This is a genomic window from Chryseobacterium sp. 6424, from assembly GCF_003692615.1.
Taxonomy (GTDB): domain Bacteria; phylum Bacteroidota; class Bacteroidia; order Flavobacteriales; family Weeksellaceae; genus Kaistella.
In genome coordinates, this window is sequence record NZ_CP023540.1 from 1,869,761 (window position 1) to 1,884,376 (window position 14,616).

Annotated in this window: 25 protein-coding genes; 9 read left to right on the top strand and 16 right to left on the bottom strand. The window is 47.0% G+C overall.

Annotation, left to right across the window (positions count from 1 at the left end; all coding sequences use genetic code 11):
* Positions 1-7 precede the first annotated feature (7 nt).
* Together CO230_RS08710 and CO230_RS08715 are read right to left on the bottom strand one after the other, a co-directional pair.
* Complete coding sequence (locus CO230_RS08710) at positions 8-1,030, bottom strand: hypothetical protein (RefSeq protein ID WP_122028243.1); 1,023 nt, start codon at positions 1,028-1,030, stop codon at positions 8-10.
* A 34-nt stretch (positions 1,031-1,064) separates the two neighbouring features.
* Positions 1,065-2,195 carry a Clp protease ClpP gene (locus CO230_RS08715; RefSeq protein WP_122028244.1) on the bottom strand — a complete coding sequence of 377 codons (1,131 nt, stop codon included), beginning with the start codon at positions 2,193-2,195 and terminating at the stop codon, positions 1,065-1,067.
* Positions 2,196-2,364: 169 nt separating this feature from the next.
* Here CO230_RS08715 and CO230_RS08720 point away from each other — a divergent pair, with 169 nt between their 5' ends.
* The 9 genes from CO230_RS08720 (at position 2,365) to CO230_RS08760 (ending at position 8,855) form a co-directional block, all read left to right on the top strand.
* Complete coding sequence (locus CO230_RS08720) at positions 2,365-2,646, top strand: oxidase (RefSeq protein ID WP_122028245.1); 282 nt, start codon at positions 2,365-2,367, stop codon at positions 2,644-2,646.
* The gene (locus CO230_RS08725; RefSeq protein ID WP_122028246.1) at positions 2,646-3,164 is read left to right on the top strand and encodes a terminase gpP N-terminus-related DNA-binding protein; all 519 of its coding nucleotides are present in this window, start codon (positions 2,646-2,648) and stop codon (positions 3,162-3,164) included. Before CO230_RS08720 ends, CO230_RS08725 begins: the two co-directional genes overlap by 1 nt.
* The gene (locus CO230_RS08730) at positions 3,165-4,718 is read left to right on the top strand and encodes a hypothetical protein (RefSeq protein WP_122028247.1); all 1,554 of its coding nucleotides are present in this window, start codon (positions 3,165-3,167) and stop codon (positions 4,716-4,718) included.
* On the top strand, positions 4,715-4,945 hold the full coding sequence (locus CO230_RS08735) for a hypothetical protein (protein ID WP_122028248.1): 231 nt from the start codon (positions 4,715-4,717) through the stop codon (positions 4,943-4,945). The genes CO230_RS08730 and CO230_RS08735 overlap by 4 nt, the downstream gene beginning before the upstream one ends.
* 4 nt (positions 4,946-4,949) lie before the next feature.
* Positions 4,950-5,417, top strand: a complete 468-nt coding sequence (locus CO230_RS08740) for a hypothetical protein (RefSeq protein WP_122028249.1) — start codon at positions 4,950-4,952, stop codon at positions 5,415-5,417.
* 2 nt (positions 5,418-5,419) lie between these two features.
* Entirely contained in the window at positions 5,420-5,857 is a 438-nt protein-coding gene (locus CO230_RS08745) for a phage protein Gp36 family protein (protein ID WP_122028250.1), read from the top strand.
* Positions 5,847-6,338: a phage morphogenesis protein gene (locus tag CO230_RS08750; RefSeq protein WP_122028251.1), complete on the top strand. Its 492-nt coding sequence runs from the start codon at positions 5,847-5,849 to the stop codon at positions 6,336-6,338. The genes CO230_RS08745 and CO230_RS08750 overlap by 11 nt, the downstream gene beginning before the upstream one ends.
* Positions 6,339-6,423: 85 nt before the next feature.
* The gene (locus CO230_RS08755; RefSeq protein ID WP_228438104.1) at positions 6,424-7,569 is read left to right on the top strand and encodes a DUF935 family protein; all 1,146 of its coding nucleotides are present in this window, start codon (positions 6,424-6,426) and stop codon (positions 7,567-7,569) included.
* Between the two features lie 158 nt (positions 7,570-7,727).
* On the top strand, positions 7,728-8,855 hold the full coding sequence (locus CO230_RS08760; RefSeq protein WP_162990007.1) for a phage minor head protein: 1,128 nt from the start codon (positions 7,728-7,730) through the stop codon (positions 8,853-8,855).
* A 125-nt stretch (positions 8,856-8,980) separates the two neighbouring features.
* Here CO230_RS08760 and CO230_RS08765 read toward each other — a convergent pair whose 3' ends face one another.
* The 14 genes from CO230_RS08765 to CO230_RS08820 form a co-directional block, all read right to left on the bottom strand.
* The gene (locus CO230_RS08765; RefSeq protein WP_122028254.1) at positions 8,981-9,169 is read right to left on the bottom strand and encodes a hypothetical protein; all 189 of its coding nucleotides are present in this window, start codon (positions 9,167-9,169) and stop codon (positions 8,981-8,983) included.
* A 43-nt stretch (positions 9,170-9,212) separates the two neighbouring features.
* Positions 9,213-9,815 carry a hypothetical protein gene (locus tag CO230_RS08770; RefSeq protein ID WP_122028255.1) on the bottom strand — a complete coding sequence of 201 codons (603 nt, stop codon included), beginning with the start codon at positions 9,813-9,815 and terminating at the stop codon, positions 9,213-9,215.
* A 3-nt stretch (positions 9,816-9,818) separates the two neighbouring features.
* Positions 9,819-10,106, bottom strand: coding sequence for a hypothetical protein (locus CO230_RS08775; RefSeq protein ID WP_122028256.1), 288 nt, complete (start codon positions 10,104-10,106; stop codon positions 9,819-9,821).
* A gap of 41 nt (positions 10,107-10,147) precedes the next feature.
* The gene (locus CO230_RS08780; RefSeq protein WP_122028257.1) at positions 10,148-10,354 is read right to left on the bottom strand and encodes a hypothetical protein; all 207 of its coding nucleotides are present in this window, start codon (positions 10,352-10,354) and stop codon (positions 10,148-10,150) included.
* A complete protein-coding gene (locus tag CO230_RS08785) occupies positions 10,347-10,931 on the bottom strand; it encodes a hypothetical protein (protein ID WP_122028258.1) in 585 nt (194 codons plus the stop codon). The genes CO230_RS08780 and CO230_RS08785 overlap by 8 nt, the downstream gene beginning before the upstream one ends.
* Positions 10,906-11,283 carry a conserved phage C-terminal domain-containing protein gene (locus CO230_RS08790; protein ID WP_162990008.1) on the bottom strand — a complete coding sequence of 126 codons (378 nt, stop codon included), beginning with the start codon at positions 11,281-11,283 and terminating at the stop codon, positions 10,906-10,908. Before CO230_RS08790 ends, CO230_RS08785 begins: the two co-directional genes overlap by 26 nt.
* The gene (locus CO230_RS08795; RefSeq protein WP_122028260.1) at positions 11,276-11,821 is read right to left on the bottom strand and encodes a hypothetical protein; all 546 of its coding nucleotides are present in this window, start codon (positions 11,819-11,821) and stop codon (positions 11,276-11,278) included. The genes CO230_RS08790 and CO230_RS08795 overlap by 8 nt, the downstream gene beginning before the upstream one ends.
* The gene (locus CO230_RS08800) at positions 11,821-12,282 is read right to left on the bottom strand and encodes a hypothetical protein (RefSeq protein WP_162990009.1); all 462 of its coding nucleotides are present in this window, start codon (positions 12,280-12,282) and stop codon (positions 11,821-11,823) included. The genes CO230_RS08795 and CO230_RS08800 overlap by 1 nt, the downstream gene beginning before the upstream one ends.
* 171 nt (positions 12,283-12,453) lie before the next feature.
* Positions 12,454-12,600 (bottom strand): hypothetical protein, encoded by a 147-nt coding sequence (locus CO230_RS12215; RefSeq protein ID WP_162990010.1) that lies wholly within the window; start codon positions 12,598-12,600, stop codon positions 12,454-12,456.
* Positions 12,600-13,229 (bottom strand): DUF3164 family protein, encoded by a 630-nt coding sequence (locus CO230_RS08805; protein WP_122028262.1) that lies wholly within the window; start codon positions 13,227-13,229, stop codon positions 12,600-12,602. Before CO230_RS08805 ends, CO230_RS12215 begins: the two co-directional genes overlap by 1 nt.
* Positions 13,226-13,396, bottom strand: a complete 171-nt coding sequence (locus CO230_RS12220; protein WP_162990011.1) for a hypothetical protein — start codon at positions 13,394-13,396, stop codon at positions 13,226-13,228. Before CO230_RS12220 ends, CO230_RS08805 begins: the two co-directional genes overlap by 4 nt.
* 17 nt (positions 13,397-13,413) lie before the next feature.
* Positions 13,414-13,716, bottom strand: coding sequence for a hypothetical protein (locus tag CO230_RS08810; RefSeq protein WP_122028263.1), 303 nt, complete (start codon positions 13,714-13,716; stop codon positions 13,414-13,416).
* 1 nt (position 13,717) lies between these two features.
* Positions 13,718-14,338 carry a hypothetical protein gene (locus tag CO230_RS08815; RefSeq protein ID WP_122028264.1) on the bottom strand — a complete coding sequence of 207 codons (621 nt, stop codon included), beginning with the start codon at positions 14,336-14,338 and terminating at the stop codon, positions 13,718-13,720.
* The gene (locus tag CO230_RS08820) at positions 14,331-14,612 is read right to left on the bottom strand and encodes a hypothetical protein (RefSeq protein ID WP_122028265.1); all 282 of its coding nucleotides are present in this window, start codon (positions 14,610-14,612) and stop codon (positions 14,331-14,333) included. The genes CO230_RS08815 and CO230_RS08820 overlap by 8 nt, the downstream gene beginning before the upstream one ends.
* Positions 14,613-14,616 lie beyond the last annotated feature (4 nt).

A 14,616-nucleotide genomic window follows, 5' to 3' on the forward strand; every position in this document is an offset into this window, starting at 1 on the left:
TCTTTCTTTAGATAATACCGCCGAAGTATTTCGGGTTATTAGCTCTCATCGCACCGATCAGCGCACGCTGCGCGAATGATAGGGTGTCAGCCTGGTACGCGGAGTCGTTCAGATTTGCGTACATCTTCACAGACCCCAGGGCTCGGAAGGTTTCCTCGGTTGCCCAGAAGAAGGTCGCGCGTTTGTCGCCGTTTTCTACTGCCGAACCCATCGGCTTCTTAACACCTGCAGAGGTGAAGAGTGGCGTTTGTGAATACTGGAATACGTTGAAACCGTACATTTTGTTCTCGTTAAGGATATCCTTGTAGAGTACTTTGTCCTCCTTGCGGATTCTGGCCATGTGATCAGGCGTCAGACAAACGTTAAGCTCACTCGATAGGTCAAGGCCCGCCATGAACGCTTGCACATCGATGATGGCATCCACCATAGAGTCATTCGCGCCTACGGTGATCAGCTTGTTGAAAGCATTGTTCACGGCTGGTGTCCATGCAAAGGCTGCACGCACGCCCATATTTCGGTCAAGCGCCTGCTTGTGCCGTTTGATGATACTGGTACGCTTGTCGTACTGCAGTTCCACATCCTGAAGCTCGCGGTGACGCGTTTGCTCGGTGCTGTAGGTTTTCAGCACTACCTCGTGCGGAATGTCTTTAATGTTCGCCAATGGAAGCGGATCTTCATTACCGTTAAAATAATCCTCAAAGACCGCAGGTTCCACACCGGCTTCCACCAGATTGATCTTATCGTGGTCCACCCATTCACTCAGGTCTTTAGATTTGGTAATAAACGAACCGTCCGGGAAGGGATTCTCGATAAGTTCGCTCGTCCAGACCTGCGTCTGCAAAGCCATCATAGCTTTACCGGCAAACAGGGTTGGCGCGAAATACTGTACCGTTGCACTGATAGTCGTGATAGCAGCTGCGGCAATTACGGCCTGTGGTTGAGTTGCACTCAGATACGGTGCCAACACAAAGCTTAGTATCAGGGCGATTAAGAAGTTAACCGCAAGGGCTGATAATGATAATCTTTTCATAATAATTGTAGGTTGTTTTTGTAAAAATGGTTGTTTAGGCTTTGTGTCTCACGCCGTTGGCATAATCCGTCGCCAGGGCCTGGTACTTTTCCGGTTCTTTCTCCGCTATTCTGCGCAGTTCCGCAGGGTTATGCTTCTGCAGGTAGTCGAAGGTCTTCTCAGCTCCCGCAGCGGTTGCGCCTGTAGCTTTTCCGCCTATGGCAGAAGCCACAGCGGTGTGTCTTCCGTCTTTCACGTTCTCAGCTTCTTTGTCGCTGATAAGTTTCGTGAAAGATGCCTTTTGTGCCTCGAAGTTCTCAGCCGTAAAAGAGCCGATAGTCGTCTCTTTCAGTGCCTCCGGAATCAACCCGAGTGCGACAGCCTTATCAACCAAAGCCGAAGCCTCGTCTTTTTGCAGCGCCTCAAACTTTTGTTTCCACTGGTCTCTTTCGCTTTCCCCGTTGGTTTTGGCAGTAGCCAGTGCAGTAACTTTCGCCAGCACTTCCGCCTCTGTAGATTGTGCCGGGGCACCCAGTGCGGCGGCAATTGCAACTAATGACATATTTTCTTTTTTAGTAGGTTGTTGTTGGGGTATGTTCGGGCAGCCACACGCTACCATCATCGCGATGGTATCAGTGTCCGCCTGTATTTCTTCATCGATGATGGAATCTACCAAGCCAAGCGCCTGCGCTTCTTTGGCATCCATCCAGTAATCCTTTTGCCACATCGCTTCGATGTCCGCTTCCGGTTTGTTCATCTTTTTGGCGTAGGCGCTGCGGTAGGTATTAGTCAGTATTTCAAGAGCCTTTAAATCCGCTTTCACGTCGTCTTCATTCCCGAAGACGTCGGTGGCGGGTTTATGGATCATAAACTGCGAGGTCTGGTAACATTGTGCCGGGAAGTGGCACATGATGTACGTGGCGGCAGAGGCAGCCAGCGACCCTATAATCAGATTTACATTGGCAATTCTTTTTAATTCGTTCACCACTTCCTGCGCTTCAAAGACGCTACCGCCTACACAGTTGATGTAAACCTCCGCCTCCGTAATTCCTGCACCCAGGGCGCCGTCAATATGCACCTTAATAGCGTTGGCAACTTCACCCTGCCAGATCCTGCCGGTGATGCTGAGTTGCAGTACCGAGTTGGTAGTCGTGGCGGTGATACGGAAATCTTTGTTTTTGTGCATTGTAGCTTCGTAAGTAGGTCACAAAATTGGCGCACCGCAGCCCTAAAAAAAAACCGGCAAAAGTAGAACAGAATTTTTGGCCGAAATTTTAAGCCAAAATTCTTAATTAATAGTTCCGCGATTTTTTCTCAATGCCTTATTAATGGAATTTTGTGACAATTAATAAGCGATGCAGGACTTTATCTTCAATTTAGATCTCGAAATTAAAAACGGTGACTTTGCCGTAGGCGAAAGCGACAGCCAGCACACAGAACACATACTCATCGCCAATAAAGGCGAATACAAAGCTGCGCCCGAGCTCGGCGTGGGCATCACCCAGATGCTTAATTCCGAAGATGCAACCGAGTTCCTCATTGAAGCAAAAAAGAACCTTCAGTATGATGGCCAGCAGGTAAATGACATCCGCTTTACCGAAGACGGCAAATTAAATGTTGATTCAAATTATAAGTAATGGCTAAAAAAGTAGTGGAAGTACAGACTTGCGACACTGAGGAGGTGAAAACCCAGGGGCGTATGCGGAACGCTGAGCGCGACAAAAAACAAAAGGATGCCTTGGGACTCTATGTGCGTGGCTATTCCCTCCAGTCAATTTCCGAAATGGAAACGATCAAGGTAGGCGTTAAAACTTTAAACGAGTGGAAAAAGAAATATAACTGGGAAGAGGAGAAGCAGCTGCAGAATATTTCACCAAATGAGATCAAAGCAATGATCCGCTCCAATATCGCTGCCATAAAATCCGGCAAGCAGATGCCGTACAGGCCTGATGATATTTCGAAACTCGCCTCCGCCTGGGACAAGATGGATGATGCCAAAAAGAAAGCGGTTTACTCTATGGAGACATTCGACAATTTTATCGACTGGTTTCAGGATATCGTCGCCAAGTCCAAATTGCAAAAGCGTGAAAAGAACCTTCAGCTGCTTAAAGAGATCCGTCTCCTTCAGGAGTCTTATATCGAAACACTGATTTAAATGACCGCTACCGAATACAAAACCGCGCTCGAAAGTTTCAAATCCAAATCAAAGATGATTAAGGAGCTCACGTTCAGTTCCATCATCAAAGAAACTGCGGAGGAGCAGGAAGAGCGGATTAAATACCTGCTGCAGCCGGAAAACTACACTCAGTTTTTCGACTATTATTTCGGCATGGGTGTGTCGCTTTCTTTAGCCGACGCACCGTGCGCAGACTTTCACCAAACCTCGTACGACAGAACCTTTGAAGATCCATTCATTGTGCAGTGGCGCAAATGGTTTCGTGGTTCTGCCAAGTCCATCCACTCAAACGTCGGTAACCCATGCCACCTGAAGGAAAACAATGAGCTGAATTTTGGCGTGCTGATCGGTAGGAATGAGAACCTGGCCAAGATCCTGCTTTCGGATCTGCAGACTCACCTTCAGTGGAACGAGCGCTACATTAAAGATTTTGGCGTTCAGATGAGTTACGGTAACTGGGCAGACGGCGAGTTCGATACCACCGACGGCAAAAAGTTTAAGGCACTCGGATTAAACCAGCCTTTCCGTGGTTTAAGAGTCGGCCAGTACCGTATCGATTTCGCTTCACTGGATGACTGCGAAGACCGCAAGCAGGCTAAAAACATCGAACTGACCCGCGAGAATGTGGAGAAAGTAACCGGTGATCTTGCAAAAGCTTTCCACCTCCGCCGTGGCCGTCTCCTGATTCCAAACAATTACATTGTAAAGAATGGTCTTTGCGATGGCATCAAAGGCGCTTTCAAAAATTCAAAGCATTGGCACGAGCATACGGTGAACCTGTCTGATGAAAACGGAAACCCGAGCTGGCACCAGCGAATGAGTAAAAAAGATATAAAACTCATCAATTCTAAAACAGATTACTACACCTCGCAGCGTGAGGACTATAACAACCCGATCGAAAAGGGCAAGCTCTTCAAAGCCGAGTGGCTGAAATTTGAGGAGGTTTCGGATTCTGTGATCTGGGATGGCCTTATTTGCTTCTGGGATTTATCCTATACCCGCAACGGCGATTACAAAGCCGGTGTTATTCTCGGTTTTAAAAACGGTAGAATTACCGTGCTCAATGTTTTCTGCCGCCAGTGCGACCTGCCGGAAGCGATGGAATGGCACTTTGCCAAAATGCGTGAGTATAACGAAAAGGGCACCTCCGTGCTGTCATTCTATGATGCCACGGTTTCGCAGGCTGCAGTATTTTCCACTGCCTGGCTTTCAGCTGCGGAACGTGAGAAATACGCGAGTGTCCCGATTCCGAATTCAACCTCTACAGACAAACATATGCGGATTGAGGCAACTCTAACGGACGTATTTTTTAACAAGCTGATTAAGATCAGCGCGAAACTGAAAGACACACACGACTGGGAGAGTGCGCAGGAGCAAATTTTATCATTTGAAAAAGGAACCAAAGCGCACGACGATTTACCGGATGCGCTGGAGTGTGCGGTAAGATTAGGCCGCAATTATTTCGGCTATTCCGAGAGTCAGCATGAAGGTTTCAGACCAACAATAGGCAAAAAGAAAACCCGCAGAATATGAGTAAAGATAGATTTGAAATTGAAAAAGTTGACAGATACTATTTTTTTGATGGAAGAAATTCAAAAAGATATGTTGAAACAACCTTCTGGTATAATCCCTACACTTTAGAGCGTAAGGAAACTCAAAGAAACGAATTCATTACTGCCGGATCTGAATATAAACTTCCAGAATGGGCGAGATCAATTTCTTTACGAAGAAAAGATTTAGAAAGCGACCGTATATACTAAGAATATGACCCCACGCAAAGAAATTTTTATAAAAGCCAAAGAGGCATTGATGACTATTCCTCAACTGGAGCTCGTGGACTTTAACCGGAAGCAGTTTGAAAGCGAAGACTTTCCGAGCCTTTTTGTCGCTGCGCTTATTTCGATTCCAAACATCGAATATGAAACCATGACTGAAGAGGGGCAGACCGGAACCGCCACAGTTACCGTAACACTGTTTTGTCGCGACGGCTGGATGGATCAGCATAATGGCACCGCCGACCCGGATCACGGACTGATGGAAATTGACCTCCTCGATGCCATTGCCGAAAAACTGCAGTTTCTGGCAGGTACTCAGTTCTCACCGCTACAGCAGGTAAACGATGCTGAGGAAACCGTAGACATGGGCGGCATGTTCGCCTATGCACAGACTTTTGACACACGCATCCGGCGCAAGCTCGGGCGCAGATATACAAACCGAACGATAACGCACTGATTATGGCATTTTTAACAAAGGATGAGCTCAGCACGGTAGCTCCCGCAGATTTTATAAAACTCGTTGCCGGTGGCTCCGAAGATGACGGTACCATCGATCAGCTGATTACCGAGATGATCTCGCTCATCAAAACCAACCTCGGCAGCTACTACGATGTGGACACCGTTTTTTCAAAGACCGGCGAAGACCGCGATCCTACCGTGCTCATGTACCTGAAGGATCTCGTCTATTACAAATTGCTGAAACGCCGCAAGCCGGGAGCTCAGCTGAATGAGGACGAGTACAACGAAGCCATGAAGTGGCTCGAAGACATATCCAGCGGCAAGCGTCGCGCAAACCTGCCCACCGTGAAGACAGACAGCGACGGTGATGGTGTGCCGGATGAGGACGTAAAATTTATGAAGCTCGGAAACCGCAGAAATTATCAGAATGGCTGGTAATATTCCTAAACTAGAACGGATATTGCGACGTGCAGCCACAACCTTGCCGGAGGATATGCTGAAGATAATGGAGGTTGAATCTCTGAATTTTATAAAGAAAAACTTTCGCGACCAGGGCTTTAATGATTCCGGTCTCGATAAATGGAAACCGCGTAAGACAACCGATCGCAAAGGTCGCGACATTACCCGCTACCGAACCAACCGAAAGGGCAATGCAGGCGACTTTACCAAATTCGGACGCAAGAATCTCAAACGTGCGATTTTGGTCGGCCACAATACCGGCGGTAATAAGCTTAAAAACTCCTTTCGCGCCAGACGCTCAAAACTCAAAGTAGTTATTTATACATATAAAAAATACGCTGAAAGGCACAATGAAGGTAAAGATGGTATGCCGGTCAGAAGATTTTTCTGGAAGTCCAAATACCTGAACGATAAAATCGCTGAAAAAGCTAAAAAATTACTCGACAAAACTTTTAAATAATATGGCATTCACTCAACACCACACCCACATCGGCGGCAACCTCGTGGGAAACAAGATAAGCCTCTCCGGCAACCAGTCTCAGGACGTGAAGAAAGTCACGCGCCTGATGCTCGATACCATGAAGACACACCGCCGCCTCTGGCGCAAGGAGCTCAACGACTGGCAGTTTGCACGCCAGGCGCGATACAGTGCCGAGATGCCGAGAAACCACTACATGCAGGAGGTGTACGAAGATGTGATGATGGACGGCCACCTTACCGGCATCACCGAGAACCGCACCCTGCGCACCACCAACAAAGATATTATCCTGGTGGATCCGAAAGGCGCCAAGTCCGATGAGCACTCCAAATTCATCGAAGATAAAACATGGTTCGAGGATCTGATCAACTATGCGCACAAATCGGTTTATTATGGCACCTCGGTGGTCTTCTTGAGCGAAGTGGATAAGGGCGAAATAAAAGCCGTCAGCCTCGTGGAGCGTGGCCGTGTCATCCCGGAACTCGGTTTGATCCTGAATGATTATGCACAGAATGTCGGTCTGCCGTACCGCGACTACCCGGATCTGCTTATCGAATGCCAGATGTATGACCATATCGGTATCTTGGAGAAAGCTGCGCCATACACGATTTTGAAGCGCCACTCCTGGGGTTCCTGGGATGAGTTCGAGGAACTCTTCGGTGTGCCGATCCGTATCGCCAAAATCGCTTCCCAAAGCGAAACCGTAAAAAATGAAGTAGCAGGCTGGCTCGAAGAGATGGGCTCCGCACCTTACGGCGTTTTCCCAATCGGTACCGAAGTCGAGATTAAAGAGAACTCCAAGGGCGATGCCTTCAATGTTTTCTTTAAGAAACTGGAGACACTGGATAAGGAACTCTCAAAGCTCATTATTCACCAGACCATGACCACCGACAGCGGCGGCAGCCGTGCGCAGGGCACTGTGCACGAGAATACACTGGCGGAGCTGGTATATGCCGACGAAAAGAAGATCCTCGCCATCCTCAATGATAAACTGTTGCCGGCAATGCGCGCCATCGGCTACAACATCCCGGACGGTTACAAGTTCAAAGTCTCACAAACCAAGGATCCCAGTGCGCAAATTAAGATTGACGGTGAGCTGATGCGAAGCGGCTATAAGCTGAGCAAGGCGTATGTGGAGGAAACTTACGGCGTGGAGCTGGACGAGACCCCGGACACCGTAATACAGGATGCTGTAAGCGGAAAAAAGCCTTAGGCCTGCTTGCGCTGAACTACCGGAGTAAATGCTGCGACAATCATTACACCGCAGACTATACGGCAGACTTCAGCATAAGCAGGCTGATTGAGGACTATCTGGAGCAGCTTTTCAATGAGAAGAAAGTGAGTCCGGAAAACCGGGAAAAACTGTGGAAGGTGTATTACGATAAACTCTCTGCGGGGGTAGACGTGGGCTTTTCGCCTAAATCTGAGTTCTGGGATGAGCCCCTGGCCAAATCCCTGAAAACAAGTATTGCAGAGTTCTCTGCATTTAAAGAGACCAGCTTCCGGAAAACACTGGAGGATCTGCTGACCAAAGACGGAAAACTTACTCCAAAATCCGAGTTCCTGAAAGAAGCCTACAAGGTATCCGGCGACTATAACACCCGATGGCTGGAAACGGAGTACCACCAGACAGTGGCCAACGCACAGAGTGCAGAAAAGTGGCAGGATTTCCAGCGAAATAAGAACTTATATCCTAATCTTAGGTACAGCACTGTGGGCGATGGCCGGGTAAGACCGGAGCATGCAGCCTGGGATGGTATTGTAAAACCCATAAACGATCCGTGGTGGAAGGACAATCTTCCGCCTAATGACTGGGGTTGCCGCTGCACGGTAGTACAGACGGACGAACCGGAGACCGACCAGCCCACCGGTGGAACCCAGCTTAAAATTGAGTTTGCCAATAATCCCGGCGTAAGCGGAAAGATCTTTAACGGTTCCGGTTACATGACCTCTGGCGGCTTGAATCCGGAACAGATTGAGAAGGTTGCGGCCTGGGGTCGTTTTATGTTCTATAAGCTAATAAGGAAAGGTAAAGAAGCGGCAGAGTTGGCTAAACATGCCGCACCCTATAAGATTGTGTACAAATCCGAAAGTGGCGCAGCAGTAAAGGTGAGCCCTTTTGCAGACAAGTATGATTTGGATAAGAATATAACAACGGCAACTATTCTGGCGGATAATGCGATAACCGTAAAAATAAGGCCGCATATACTGATTGAAGGTTATAAGAACCCTGAATATCAAATACGCAAATTAATGGCAGACAGAAAAGAGCAGAAAGGCAAAGGAGTATCCTCTAATCTTAAATCAGCGAAGGCGCAGGGCTGTAAAATAATCGTATTTGAAATTATGCCGGAATATCCAAGCGACCTTAACCGGCTTAAAAACAGCATTCGTGGTAATATACTGCAGAACTATAGAAAAGATACCTTCAGTGAGTTCATATTTATACGGGAAGGTAAACTGATTGAAAAAATAAGCGCAGAGGACCTGCTAAAATAAAAAATGCGACATAACCTTGTCGCGGAGGTAGAAGATTGAAGTCATCGCTCTTCGGGAGCAAATATACAAACAATTGTCATACCACCAAATAAAAAGCGTTTCAAGACCATTGAAACGCTTTTTAATTACTTGTAAATCCCGCTTTTGTTTAATATGGCAGAGACGGTGGCCGCAGAAATGGGCGGGAACCGTTCCGCCGTTTTATCCAGCAGTGCATCGAGCCGCCACTGTGGATATTTAGCCTCAAGCTCGGCAAAATACTGCCGCACCTGCTCGTCTCTTTTCTGCCGTCTCTTGGTTTTTTCGCTGGTCATAAAACAAAGATAACGCGCGGCTTTTACTTGTGCAAGCCGGAGTTTACCACTTCAATCCTTCCACATTAAACTCCACTTGTCTCATACCTTCCTTGTAAAAATCAACCTCGATTACCATCTTTTTAGATTTCTTAATGTCGCTTAACACTTTAGATGAAGATTGTAGAAAAATAATGTTTGAACTCAAATCCGTGCTTTGGTTAACACCCAAGCTGTATGGCGCTTTATCATCAAATTTAATTCTAACTGGATTTTCTGTCATGATTTGCCCTGGCTCAATCTGATATATCACGTCAGTCCGTCCGTTTCTTGATTGTATTAGCAATGTTGAGGTAGAACCGCCGCCATAAGGAAATTCAAACTCCAGAATATCCTTAGATGTAGTCATTGCCAACTTTCCGGATTTATCCATTTTATCCGTATTCTCAGGGTAAATCCAGTTATCAGGCGCGGCATCTGCAACCGCTGTTGTTTTCTGGGTTGATGTTTCTGTCGCGTGTGGAGTTGCCTTATCATCAGTAAACATCCCGATAATCATAAATAATACGAAGATGCCCGTAATAGGCAGGCAGCCGTACTTTAAAATTTTGCTGTTTGTCTTTTTGTTTCGAGCTCCCTGATCATCAGGTGTCAATTGTGTTTTCATTTTTTAAACGATTCGGTATTTGGTTGGGGTAATGATATCCATATACTCATAATGAATATTTACGCCGGTCTTCGACCACGTGCTCATATTTCTATACGGTATTATATTTTCGTTTGCCTCCAGTCTGGCTACAATCTGATCGGCAATTTCTTCATCAAAGAAGCTGTGAAAATCAATGTCGATTTTCTCCTTGCTTTCTGGTATATAAGGTGGATTTTCAAATTCGATGTAGACAGTTTCATCCAAATCGAAGACATCCTTATGAAAGGAGTACAGTAGCGTTGTTTTCATCTCGTTGTATTTTTCTCAAATGTAATAAAAAAAACCGCACACTACACAAGCGGCGGTTTTTTATGAAATTCTTTGATGGCAGCTGATTGTATGGTCTGTGTCTGGCCGTCTTTTATCGCGCTCCATTCGGTCTTTATGTTACCCCGCTTGTCTGGTTCATGCTCATCCAGCACGATGGTATAGCCCTTTTTTTCCAGCGCCTCCCGCACTTCTTCGTAGCTGTACCAGTAGTTGTTTAGTTTAATCATCGTTTTCTTTTTGTAAGTTTCTCATCAATTTCTCATTAGTCATCGCCTCTTTGGCCTTGTCGGGGATCAGCTTAAAACTGCTTTTCTCTTTGCCCAGGCTGTTAAACTTTTCCTGTAGTTCTGGTGGCAGCTCGCTAAAGCGTTTTCCCTCCGGTTCCGGCAGCTCCTTGCGCCTGTCATTGCGAGCGGAGCGAAGCAATCTCTCGCGTTCCTCGGCCTTTCGATCCAAGTAAAGCTGCGCCCACTCCATCACGGTCATGCTGTTAAAGCTGTACACCTTGCCAAATTCGCCGGTTCTGGCAAACTTCAGCATCAGGATGATGTCATCCAGCGTATCGGTACGGAAGCGGTCATACAAATCGCCCGCGAGGATGGTGATCTGGAAATCCTCCATTTCCTTACCGGTGACCAGCAGAAAGAACTCTATCACGCGGATAATCTGCGGCACCACGTCTTTCTTTTGTCCTTCGGTGCAGATTAGCGCGCTTTGTTCAATGCTTCCGCGGATCGTGAGGTTCTGCTCCAGCCTGGCCAGTTGGTTGTTAAACTGCTTAGCCGTACAGGTCGCTAATTGCATCAGTGTCGTCGGCGGCTGATCTGCTTCCTTTGATTTTATTAAGTGCTGCGAAGTGTTGTGCATACATCTTTGGGTTTTGTTTCACGAGCTCCAGCTCATTTACGTAGTTATCGAAATTGCTCATCTTAAAGAGGGTACTCGGGCGCAGGTAGGGCGCCATCACGGCGTTGTTTTTCCACTGCACCGTCTTCAGCTGTATCACCTCTATGATTTCCTCCTGTTCGTACCCGGCTTTCAACAGTGCTGAAATAAGCGTTAAATTGCTTTTAATCGGCCGGAACTTGGTGCCGGTGACCTGCTTCAGATAGTCGAGGATCTCGGTTTCGGGGGTTTGGGGTTGTTCCTTATTCATATTTAAAATTTGTCCAGTGAATGATTTTACCAGTGAAGTCTTCATCGAAATAAGCAAAGAAGTCCTCCACACAATTGAAGCCATCATTCTTAGCTAATAGCTCCAAGTCTTGAGTCAAGGAATCAATATCATCTAACCCGTGGTGAAATACCTCACCAAACCATTCACCATTGATAAACACTTCAACATGTCCAGTATGATGTCGTATATGTATGCCCTGTGTAGAAACCACCTGAACTCGTGGCGCAAAGCGAAAGGCATTTTTCGTGCGGTTATTGATAAAGAAGTCAATCATCATCCCAGGCTTCCACCGGTTTTTTTCATCTTTGCGGATGGTGTGGATTTTTGGAAACTCTAGTCTGTTGTCGGCGGGTAGTTCATCCCAAGTTCTACCAAATTTCTCTTTGTGCAAATCGAAATACTTTATAAACTCGGTATCCTTTCCGCCAAAAAAATCGTTTCTAAAAAAGCCCTCCCAAATCTTTTCGATAAATAATGTAGGCTTTCCGTTGAGCTGTGTTGAAAAGGGAAGAATCATCAATTCAAATTTTTAAGTTTCTCTCCCTGATTCCACCACGCTTTTGTCATCGGCTTCTGGGCGCTGCGGTAGTTGTTACTGATCGCCGAATTGATCTGCCGGTGCAGCTCTTTCAGCTCCTCTACGGTGTGTGCGTAAAGCGGTTTTTTATACTTGCTCCTGTTCAGCATCCAGGCGTTGAATTTCCCGAAGTCGCCCGGTTCTTTCAATCCTGCCTTCTCGGCCGCCGCCAGTATCTTGCTGCGCCAGGCTTTCTGTACCATTTCGGCCTTGAAAGCTTCAAACTCAGCTTCTACATCTTTCAGCCGTGGTGCGTGGCATGCATACAGCCGGTCAATCTCTTCCGCCGTCAGTTCCTCGATGTTAGTGGTGCGGAAGCCGGTGAAGCCACAGATCTCGATGGCTACATCGCTGGGTTTGCGCGAGGCAAACAACTCTTGTAAATCTTGTAGGGTTGCCATTTTGTTTTCTTTTGGATTATAATCTATTCTGCTTATAAGCCCTATGTATAAGGGGTTTTGCTTATGTTCCTCCGGCAGGGCTCGAACCTGCAAACTCCGTCTCCGGCGATTTTATCCTTTGTAAATCTATCGTGAGGATGGTGCCGGACTTTCCCGGCGGTCACAAACTAATTAACCACGGTTAATCGTAATCTCATGTGTACCGGAAAGGTCTTCCCTGTACAAACCGCTGAAGTAACCTACCGCCACAAGGATGAACACAATCCCGATAACGAAGCCGACAGCGAATCCTATGATAAAGGTGAAAACATCCATCATTACAGTGCTGAGAAGTTAAGCTCCACGCCCTCATACTTGCCCTCTTCGTTTTTCTTCCAGACTTTGAAATAAGTCTTGCTGCTCGGGCGGGAGATACTCTTGTCAATCAGCGTCATGATGTCGCTCCACTCAGCTTTCAGCTTCGCGTTTCTTATCCGCTCGGTGTGGCGTCTCAGGCCGAGGATTTTCTTGGGATCCAGTTTGCCGCGACTGGTCTGGAAAGCGTCTTCTACCAGTGTGATAATGAAGTCGTCGCCGGTGATGCTCTGGCGGATCAGCTCCATCAGTTTCTCCTTCGCGCTTTCTATCGTGAGCTCGTCGAATGAGATCTGCTCGTTCACATTCACCTCGATCTTGATGGTGCGGTTGAAATTGTACCAGGTGTAATTTCCCTTACCTTCGAGCTTCACGGCATTCTCTTCGCGCGCGGCATCGATCACCTCCTGCACCAGTTCGGTGATTTTGGCTTTAAAGGCGGTCGCCCTCTGGTTGATCGTCTCCGCTTCACTCAGGAGCGCAAACGCGTACTTTTCTCTGAGCCTTTCGGCGGGCGTGGTACGGTTGTACGGAATCTCGGTTCCGCTTTCATCCGTCCACGTTTTGTCTTTTGGGGTTTGCTTGAATTTCATAGTATGTTATCTTGAATTAATAATTGTTGTTTCTGGTTGCGGAGGTCTTTCAGACGATCATGCAGGTGGTCATACTCCAGCTGGCTTTCTGCTTCCTCCATCTGTTGTTGTACTTCGAGGATCATCTGGTCGAGTTCCTCCTCGTTGGGTGCGAATAGTTCTGTCATTTTTTAATTTTTTGTCTTTATTCTTGGCTCTTGATTCTCTCAATCTGTTCGGTAATCTTCGGGTTGTTGGCCGCGTAATCTGTAATCTCCAGCCATTCCCCATAGTGTTCGTACTGTCCGCAGCGGTCTTGCCCGGCGCGTCGCTGCGGTGCCCGCCAATGGCTGTCTGTTATCACTTTTAATAGCGCCAGGATGCGCGGACTGGGCGGACCGCTTTGCTTATCGAAGCTGTGTAGGTGTAGCCAGCACCGGTCGTACCAGGTAAGTACATCATAAAGGCTGTCGAGCGCCAGGATCTCGTGGTTGTATTCTGTATTCATATTATTTTTTATTTCCCCAATACTTCTCGGCTCCCTCGTCCCAGATCACATACTCGCCGCCATTCTTGCCGATGTACCGGCCTTTTGAAAAGGCTTTAAATCCCTCGATCCATATTTTCAAACTTGCATCATACATCACCTTCATCGCGGTTTTTCCCATTGGACTCTTGCCTTCGCACTGGCTGTTGTAGATGAAGAGCTTGTTTTTGAACTCGTTTTTCAGGGCCATGTATTCTTTAAAATTCATCCAGGTGTACTGGAAGCTGTCCACCACAATCACGTTCGGGCTTTGCCGCTTCCGCAGTCTGTCCTTCAGCTCCTCCATCGTCTCGCAGATCAGCTGCACGCGGCGTCCGCAGTCCTGCATATTGTTGTCCATCCAGGCTTTCTGCATCGTGTGCGCGTCGCCCTCTTCCAGTGAGTTGTAAAGCACTCTTTCAGTTTTGGCGAGTTCTTTTATCAGCTGCAGCAGGAAGTTGGTTTTGCCGTTGCCGGAGTTTCCGTACACAAACCAGGTCCCGGTCTTTTCCGGTCGGTCGAACGCGGCAAGGAAGTCATCGGTAAAGTCAAAGAGCTTGTATTTTTTTGCTAAAAGGTCGCTGCTGCTGAGTGCTTTATTCATAGTAATCGAGCGTAAACATTTTGTATTTAAATTCACCCTCTATGTCCACCTTCCAGATTTCTACTGACTTAAGGTTTCTTTGCGTTACCCTGTAGAAGTGATCGGCGGAAAACGTATTTGTTTTAGGAACTTCTTTTATTAAAGACTTAAAGTGATTTTCAAAGCTTTCAGCGTACGTTGCGTATGAATATTCTGCCATTTCTTTCACAAGTGCTTTCACCTTCAACTCCTGATTCTGCTGTAAGCATTTATGCTCTGTTATTTTCCAAGGCATATTT

Bases quoted from the DNA above. Each gene is read 5' to 3' on its own strand.
- CO230_RS08710 (WP_122028243.1), bottom strand. From the start codon at position 1,030: ATGAAAAGATTATCATTATCAGCCCTTGCGGTTAACTTCTTAATCGCC.
- CO230_RS08715 (WP_122028244.1), bottom strand. From the start codon at position 2,195: ATGCACAAAAACAAAGATTTCCGTATCACCGCCACGACTACCAACTCG.
- CO230_RS08720 (WP_122028245.1), top strand. From the start codon at position 2,365: ATGCAGGACTTTATCTTCAATTTAGATCTCGAAATTAAAAACGGTGAC.
- CO230_RS08725 (WP_122028246.1), top strand. From the start codon at position 2,646: ATGGCTAAAAAAGTAGTGGAAGTACAGACTTGCGACACTGAGGAGGTG.
- CO230_RS08730 (WP_122028247.1), top strand. From the start codon at position 3,165: ATGACCGCTACCGAATACAAAACCGCGCTCGAAAGTTTCAAATCCAAA.
- CO230_RS08735 (WP_122028248.1), top strand. From the start codon at position 4,715: ATGAGTAAAGATAGATTTGAAATTGAAAAAGTTGACAGATACTATTTT.
- CO230_RS08740 (WP_122028249.1), top strand. From the start codon at position 4,950: ATGACCCCACGCAAAGAAATTTTTATAAAAGCCAAAGAGGCATTGATG.
- CO230_RS08745 (WP_122028250.1), top strand. From the start codon at position 5,420: ATGGCATTTTTAACAAAGGATGAGCTCAGCACGGTAGCTCCCGCAGAT.
- CO230_RS08750 (WP_122028251.1), top strand. From the start codon at position 5,847: ATGGCTGGTAATATTCCTAAACTAGAACGGATATTGCGACGTGCAGCC.
- CO230_RS08765 (WP_122028254.1), bottom strand. From the start codon at position 9,169: ATGACCAGCGAAAAAACCAAGAGACGGCAGAAAAGAGACGAGCAGGTG.
- CO230_RS08770 (WP_122028255.1), bottom strand. From the start codon at position 9,815: ATGAAAACACAATTGACACCTGATGATCAGGGAGCTCGAAACAAAAAG.
- CO230_RS08775 (WP_122028256.1), bottom strand. From the start codon at position 10,106: ATGAAAACAACGCTACTGTACTCCTTTCATAAGGATGTCTTCGATTTG.
- CO230_RS08780 (WP_122028257.1), bottom strand. From the start codon at position 10,354: ATGATTAAACTAAACAACTACTGGTACAGCTACGAAGAAGTGCGGGAG.
- CO230_RS08785 (WP_122028258.1), bottom strand. From the start codon at position 10,931: ATGCAATTAGCGACCTGTACGGCTAAGCAGTTTAACAACCAACTGGCC.
- CO230_RS08790 (WP_162990008.1), bottom strand. From the start codon at position 11,283: ATGAATAAGGAACAACCCCAAACCCCCGAAACCGAGATCCTCGACTAT.
- CO230_RS08795 (WP_122028260.1), bottom strand. From the start codon at position 11,821: ATGATTCTTCCCTTTTCAACACAGCTCAACGGAAAGCCTACATTATTT.
- CO230_RS08800 (WP_162990009.1), bottom strand. From the start codon at position 12,282: ATGGCAACCCTACAAGATTTACAAGAGTTGTTTGCCTCGCGCAAACCC.
- CO230_RS12215 (WP_162990010.1), bottom strand. From the start codon at position 12,600: ATGATGGATGTTTTCACCTTTATCATAGGATTCGCTGTCGGCTTCGTT.
- CO230_RS08805 (WP_122028262.1), bottom strand. From the start codon at position 13,229: ATGAAATTCAAGCAAACCCCAAAAGACAAAACGTGGACGGATGAAAGC.
- CO230_RS12220 (WP_162990011.1), bottom strand. From the start codon at position 13,396: ATGACAGAACTATTCGCACCCAACGAGGAGGAACTCGACCAGATGATC.
- CO230_RS08810 (WP_122028263.1), bottom strand. From the start codon at position 13,716: ATGAATACAGAATACAACCACGAGATCCTGGCGCTCGACAGCCTTTAT.
- CO230_RS08815 (WP_122028264.1), bottom strand. From the start codon at position 14,338: ATGAATAAAGCACTCAGCAGCAGCGACCTTTTAGCAAAAAAATACAAG.
- CO230_RS08820 (WP_122028265.1), bottom strand. From the start codon at position 14,612: ATGCCTTGGAAAATAACAGAGCATAAATGCTTACAGCAGAATCAGGAG.